This is a genomic window from Syntrophothermus sp., assembly GCF_013314835.1.
GTDB lineage: Bacteria > Bacillota > Syntrophomonadia > Syntrophomonadales > Syntrophothermaceae > Syntrophothermus > Syntrophothermus lipocalidus.
The window spans coordinates 1-6,104 of record NZ_JABUEX010000094.1; the positions used below are offsets into that span (position 1 = coordinate 1).

5 protein-coding genes are annotated in these 6,104 nt (G+C 56.4%); 1 reads left to right on the forward strand and 4 read right to left on the reverse strand.

Features of this window, described 5'->3' with window-relative positions; all coding sequences use genetic code 11:
• Positions 1–386: 386 nt before the first annotated feature.
• Positions 387–1,622 (forward strand): IS110 family RNA-guided transposase, encoded by a 1,236-nt coding sequence (locus HPY90_RS14590; RefSeq protein WP_287195580.1) that lies wholly within the window; start codon positions 387–389, stop codon positions 1,620–1,622.
• A 173-nt stretch (positions 1,623–1,795) separates the two neighbouring features.
• Here the strand turns inward: HPY90_RS14590 and HPY90_RS14595 are convergent, their stop codons facing one another.
• From HPY90_RS14595 to HPY90_RS14610, 4 genes are read right to left on the reverse strand one after another with little or no spacing between them, the layout of a single operon-like run.
• Positions 1,796–3,001 (reverse strand): ABC transporter permease, encoded by a 1,206-nt coding sequence (locus tag HPY90_RS14595; RefSeq protein WP_287195582.1) that lies wholly within the window; start codon positions 2,999–3,001, stop codon positions 1,796–1,798.
• Positions 2,998–3,675 carry an ABC transporter ATP-binding protein gene (locus HPY90_RS14600; RefSeq protein ID WP_287195583.1) on the reverse strand — a complete coding sequence of 226 codons (678 nt, stop codon included), beginning with the start codon at positions 3,673–3,675 and terminating at the stop codon, positions 2,998–3,000. Before HPY90_RS14600 ends, HPY90_RS14595 begins: the two co-directional genes overlap by 4 nt.
• Positions 3,672–4,919 carry an efflux RND transporter periplasmic adaptor subunit gene (locus tag HPY90_RS14605; RefSeq protein WP_287195585.1) on the reverse strand — a complete coding sequence of 416 codons (1,248 nt, stop codon included), beginning with the start codon at positions 4,917–4,919 and terminating at the stop codon, positions 3,672–3,674. The genes HPY90_RS14600 and HPY90_RS14605 overlap by 4 nt, the downstream gene beginning before the upstream one ends.
• Before the next feature lie 23 nt (positions 4,920–4,942).
• Complete coding sequence (locus tag HPY90_RS14610) at positions 4,943–5,647, reverse strand: YIP1 family protein (RefSeq protein ID WP_287195587.1); 705 nt, start codon at positions 5,645–5,647, stop codon at positions 4,943–4,945.
• Positions 5,648–6,104 lie beyond the last annotated feature (457 nt).

Sequence of the window (6,104 nt, forward strand, 5' to 3'; positions counted from 1 at the left end):
GGGCTTGCACCCTCCCCGGCTCGCTGCTCCCTGGAAACAGCATAAACGTCCCGCTCATCGCGTTGTTCGCCCTTTTCCCTTTTAAACCATGTGCCGGTTTCGACTTCGAAGTAATTATACGGAATTCCACGCTCTTCTGTCAAGCAGGACATGGCGCTCACGCCACCACCGGGGCATGAAAATTGTGCTATACTTGCCTCGGACCGCCCTTGAAAGCTCGTTGACTCTTGGTACAACAAGTCCGGTGTCAAGTATGAAGCTGGCCACTGCGCCAGGAACCACCGAATGTTGCCCCGTTCTTATGGGAGCACGCTGGGCAGAATCTTTGTTCTTTAGCGGTGGCCCGGGGCGGTTCACCAAATCCATTTGGGAAGGGCGGAGAAGCCATGCAGGTTGTCTACGAGCGCTGCTGTGGTCTGGACGTCCACAAAACTAAGGTGGTAGCTTGCCTGATCACTTCGGGTAAAGGAGGTAAACCGCACAAGGAAATCCGTACCTTTGGCACCACTACCGGTGAGTTAAACCTTTTAAGCGACTGGCTAAGTGCTGCCGGCTGCACCCATGTGGCCATGGAAAGCACTGGCGTTTACTGGAAGCCTGTGTACTACGTTTTGGAAGGCAATTTCGAACTGCTAGTGGTAAACGCCAGAGATATTAAACAGGTCCCGGGCCGGAAAACCGATGTAAGTGATGCTGAGTGGATAGCTGAACTTTTGCGCCACGGCTTGCTGCGGGGCAGCTTCGTACCGCCCAAACCCATCCGGGAACTACGGGCGCTTACCCGTCACCGGAAAACATTGGTCCGGGAAAAAGCCCGGGTTATCAACCGCATCCAGAAAGTCTTAGAAGATGCTAACATCAAGCTGGCTTCGGTAGCCAGCAATATCCTGGGTGCTTCTGGGCGGGCAATTCTTCAGGCATTAGCTCAGGGAGCGAACGATCCGTATGTCCTGGCGGAACTGGCCAAAGGCTCCTTACGTTCCAAACTGGCCGAGCTAGAAAAAGCACTGTCCGGAGTGGTGGAACCCCACCACCGTTTTCTCCTCCAGCAACACCTGGCCCACATTGACTTTTTAGAGCAGGCCATTGCCCTTGTGGAGGCGGAGATCGAGGAGCGGATGCTCCCTTTTGCCAAAGAAGTCGAACAGTTGATGACCATTCCCGGAATAAAGAAGCAGGCGGCCTGGACGATCATTGCCGAAATAGGCATTGATATGGGTGTTTTTCCCTCCCACAAACATTTGGCCTCCTGGGCGGGTCTCTGTCCGGGCAACAACGAGAGTGCCGGTAAACGTAAAACCGGGCGTACACGCAAAGGCAATCCCTGGCTGCGGGAAGTTCTGGTGGAAGCAGCTTGGGCCGCCTCTCGAACGCGGAAGACATACCTTGCCGCCCAGTACCATCGCCTAGCCGCCCGGCGGGGCAAGAAGCGGGCACTCGTGGCTGTGGCGCACAGCATACTGGTTATCGCCTACCATCTACTGGCTAAAGGGACCACTTACCGGGAACTTGGGCCTAACTTCTTTGATCAACTCAACCATCAACAGTTACTTAAGCATCACGTGCGTCGCCTAGCAGAACTCGGTTACCGGGTGACCTTAGAGCCTGAGGCTGTAGCGTAGAAGCTTAACCTGTGGTCCAAAGCATAGAAATTAGAGGCTTAGCGAGGTTGGAAGTCATACTCTCCACAGACGGGAGAGTCAACTGGGTTTTATCTTCTTTACGAGAAACCTGAACCCTTCGGCGCACACAATTTTCTGGGCAGAATTACAGCACGACACATTCTTGCAGGTTTTTAAAGGTGCCGGAGCGCCTCGGCGGGACTCAAGGACGCCGCCCGGCTAGCAGGGTAAAGACCGAAGAAGAGGCCCACAAAGGCGGCAAAGCCAAAGGCTAAAAGCACCGTCCAGAAGGAAATGAGAGGCGGCCAGTGAGCAAAACATGCAACTGCCACCGCCCCCCCGGCGCCGAGGAGAGTTCCGAAGAAGCCTCCCACCAGACAGAGGGCGACTGCCTCCGAAAGGAACTGCAGAAGAATATCGCGGCGGCGGGCGCCAAGGGCCATCAAGATCCCGATCTCCCGCGTCCGCTCGGTAACCGCCACCAGCATGATGTTCATCACCCCAACACCCCCGACGAGAAGGGCGATCGCGGCCACCGCCCCGATGATCAGGGTCATCACCGAAGCCACCTTCTCCACCATCGTAAGGCTCTCTTCCATTGAAGTGCCGCGGTAGTGGACATCAGCGCGAGGGTGCCTTCTCTTGAGGATCTTTAAACTATCCTCGATGGCTTGAGGAAGAGCCTCTTTGGAAACCGCCACTCCGGAAAGCTGGTGGATAACACGCGAATTCAAGATTTTCTGGGCGAAATCAAGGGGAACGTAGGCGTACCTCAACTTCATCATCCCGAGAAGCGCCGATTCCGGCACCTGGACGACACCAACCACCAGGGCGGGGACATCTTTAATAAAAACTATCTTGCCAAGGGGATCGGAGCGGGGAAAAATTTCATCTGCCAGAGCCGCATCCAGCACCACGACGCGGGCGTGGGCCGAAATGTCGGCGGGAGACAAAAAGCGCCCTGCCTTGACTGTGAGGTTCTGGGCTGCGCTGAAGTCAGGAGTCGTTCCGATCAGTTGAGCCAAAACAGGTTTTTCCCTGGCATGGGGCCTGCGGATGTCAATCATGTTGCCGGCACTGACAGGGGCTATTTTTGCCACAGCGGGGGAAAGCGCCTTGATCATGAAAGCATCCTGAAGGTTAAAGGTTCCGGTCGTAGGCGCTTCTCCCCGGGTATAGTCCACCGTAATCTCGAAATAACAGCTGCTCCCGAGCTTCTCGATCTCGGAAAGAACAGCGGCCTTGCCCCCCTGACCGATGGCAACAACGGCGATCACCGCCGCAATTCCAATGGTGATTCCCAAAATCGTTAGGACCGCCCGGAGGCGGTGGGCCGCAAGACTCTCGCCTACAACAAGGGTGAGATCGGCAAGCCTCATTCTTTAAGCCCCTCCCCAACCACCGCACCGTCTCGAAAGAGGAGAATGCGCCCGGCGTAGCGGGCAATATCCGGTTCGTGAGTAACGAGAACAATGGTTCTTCCTTCCCTGTGCAATTCCGTAAAAATTTTCATGATTTCGTGGCTGGAGCGGGTATCCAGGTTGCCGGTGGGCTCGTCGGCCAGGATCACCGTGGGATCGTTGACCAGGGCGCGCGCAATCGCCGCCCGCTGCTGTTCACCGCCCGAAAGGGCCGGCGGCTTATGTTTCAAGCGGTGCGCCAGTCCTACCCTCGCAAGCAGTTCTTGCGCCCGCGCCCGGCGCTCTTTGCGCCCAGCATTCGCGTATACCAGAGGAAGTTCCGTGTTGCGCAGAATGTCGTAGCGGGGAAGGAGGTTAAATGTCTGAAAGATAAAGCCGAACTGCCGGTTGCGCAGGCTCGCCAGTTCGTCCTCATCTAGAGAACTGACATCGCGGCCGTCAAGGTAGTACTGACCAGATGTGGGCCGTTCGAGGCAACCCAGAATACTTAAAAATGTTGATTTTCCGGAGCCCGAAGGGCCCATCACAGCCACAAATTCCCCGGTCTCAATTTCTACGGTAACGTTATTTAACGCAGTTACTGCAGCCGGCCCGCTTCCGTAAACCTTGCTCAGCCCGATTACTTTAATCATATTTGCCTCCCCCTGGCCGCGCGTACAGGCTGTCCGTCTCTGAGGCCCTTCGGGTCTAAAACAACCCTCTCTCCCGGTTTCAGGCCGGTCCTGATCTCGGTATAGAGTTCATTGCTGTGGCCCACCGCAACCGGGCGCTTGCGGGCAGTTTTCCCCTCCACGACGAAAACGGTTTTTTTCTTCCCTTCACCAATCACTGCCTCGTTGGGCACCAGAAGCACCTTTTTCGGTTTGACACGGTAGATGAACACATCTACCGCAGCTCCCGCCAGGAGGCCCCCCGGTTTCTGGTTAAATTCCAGGCAAACCCGAACCACATTCTCCATTTCGCGCTCTCTGCTTTTGGCAACAGCAGGGGCAACCCGCACCACCTTCCCCCGCCAGGTCCTTCCCGGCTGCCCGGCCCACTGAATCTCCGCCTCCTGCCCGGGCGCAATGCCGCCGATGTCTTGCTCGCTGAGGTCGGCTACAACCTGAAGCCGGTCCAGGCCCCCCACAGTCATAATCAGCGCACCGGGCTGCAGAAAATCTCCCTCTCGAGCTGCGACTTCCATGACGACACCGGCTGCGGGAGCCGTCAGGCGGCCTTCGGCCACGGTCTTGCGGGCATTATCAACAGCCACACGGGCCTGTTCGACCCGGGCCTGGAGCACTTTGATCTTTCTGGGATCGGTTTTCTTGAGCGCTGCAAGGCGGGCGGCAGCGGCATCAGCTTCTGCCCGGGCGCGTGCCGCCTCGGTTTCGGCAGCTTCGAGTTCAGCTTGAGAGACAGCGCCCTGGTCAAACAAATAACGGGTGCGCTCTGCCTTTTTGAGGGCGGCTTCGGCCAGCGCCTCTGCAGCTTCCAGCGCCGCCCCGGCTTCTGCCAGTTCTTCCGGCGCGGCCGGAGCACCTGCCTGAGCCAGTTCGGCCTCCGCTACGGCAAGCGCCGCCTCCGCTTCCTTTACCCGCTTTTCGGCTTCTTTTGTGTCGAGTTCAGCAAGCACCGCACCCGGGGGAACACGGTCCCCTTCCTTTACCTTCAAGCTCAAAACTCTTGCCGCAAAGGGTGAGACGAGATCCACCTCACTGACAGGCTCCACCCTGCCCGTTGCCAGCACCTTGTCCTCAAACAGCCGGACTTCTGCCGTCGCAGTTTTTACTTCCACCGCCGATCCCTTAAATCCCCGGACGGCGCTGGCCGCAATCACAGCCACAATCAAGACGGCACCGGCTGCCGGAATCCAGAATTTAGTTCCCCGCACCGGTTCTTTTCCTCCTTACCCTCTCAACCAATTCCGGAAGGCGTCTTCCAAACTGCAAGAAAAGATGCCAGCAAAGCATAAGCCACCCAGCATCCAAAAAGGTAGGCAGTCACACCCCAGGGCCGGGTTTTCATGGCAACCGCTCCACCCGCCCCCCAGAGGAGGAGGCTCCACCAGGTAAAAGGATTGCACCTGCTAAGAAAGAAGTAGAGGAAGCCCTTCTGCTGGGGAAGAAAAGAGGCAAGGCTGAGGCTCACCTGCTGAAAATTTTCCACCGGAACGGCGATCCCGATTGCCGTGGCGATCACCCCGCCGATCAGAATGGGAAGGTAGCCGAAAACGGAGGCCGCGAAAAGCACCTTGAAAGACGCCTCTCTTGTGCTCAGCAGGGAGTAGAGCTTCAGCAGCCCCGCAATCAAAAGCCAGACTACCCAGGGGGCAAGAACAGCGGAAACGAGGCTTCCTGCCACTGCCGCCTTGGGCGCAATGGAAAGCGCCGCCTCCAGCTGCTCCGGCGGGATCTGAACCCTGTTCTGCTCCAGCACCCACAAGGCCACCGCCTGAACCTTGGGCGCCAGCACCAGGGCAAGAAAAAAACTTGCCCCGCAAATAAAAAAAGCCGGTTTAAGAAAGTCGGGCCGCGCGGCGATCTCCTCAAAAGCCCTCCCGGGGACGGTCAGCACCCCCGGCAAACACCGCCACATCCCCCGCTGCTCCTCTGCTTCCAAATTCCCTCTCTCCTTTCTAAAACCCGATTTTTTTCTGTTCGTATTCGGTAAAGTTCATTTAAAATCCTTCTTGCAAACACTGGCAATTTACATAAAGCAAAAGCAGTTGCCTAAAAATGCCAGTCTTTGAGGGTTGCCCTAAACATTTTACACAAAAGGATCGACCAAAAAATCTTGATTTCCAAGGCTAATTTAATAGTAAAAAACGTCAAAAAAAAACGTCAACGGTGAATTTTGGGATCTTTTGTCGAAAGAACATGACAACTTGTATACCCGGGGATCGGGACCGGAGCCGGAATGCCATCTTATGCTATCAGTAAGTTTTTTAGGTAATAAAAAACGAGGTGCTTCTCTTGAGGAAGACCTCGTTCGTTCGCTGTTCTCGAAGTGCCGTAACTATCTCGCGCGGCCGGGGCCTACCGGAGTTTCCCTGTCCACGTCTACCCTGGTCGGGGTG

Bases quoted from the DNA above. Each gene is read 5' to 3' on its own strand.
- HPY90_RS14600 (WP_287195583.1), bottom strand. From the start codon at position 3,675: ATGATTAAAGTAATCGGGCTGAGCAAGGTTTACGGAAGCGGGCCGGCT.
- HPY90_RS14590 (WP_287195580.1), top strand. From the start codon at position 387: ATGCAGGTTGTCTACGAGCGCTGCTGTGGTCTGGACGTCCACAAAACT.
- HPY90_RS14595 (WP_287195582.1), bottom strand. From the start codon at position 3,001: ATGAGGCTTGCCGATCTCACCCTTGTTGTAGGCGAGAGTCTTGCGGCC.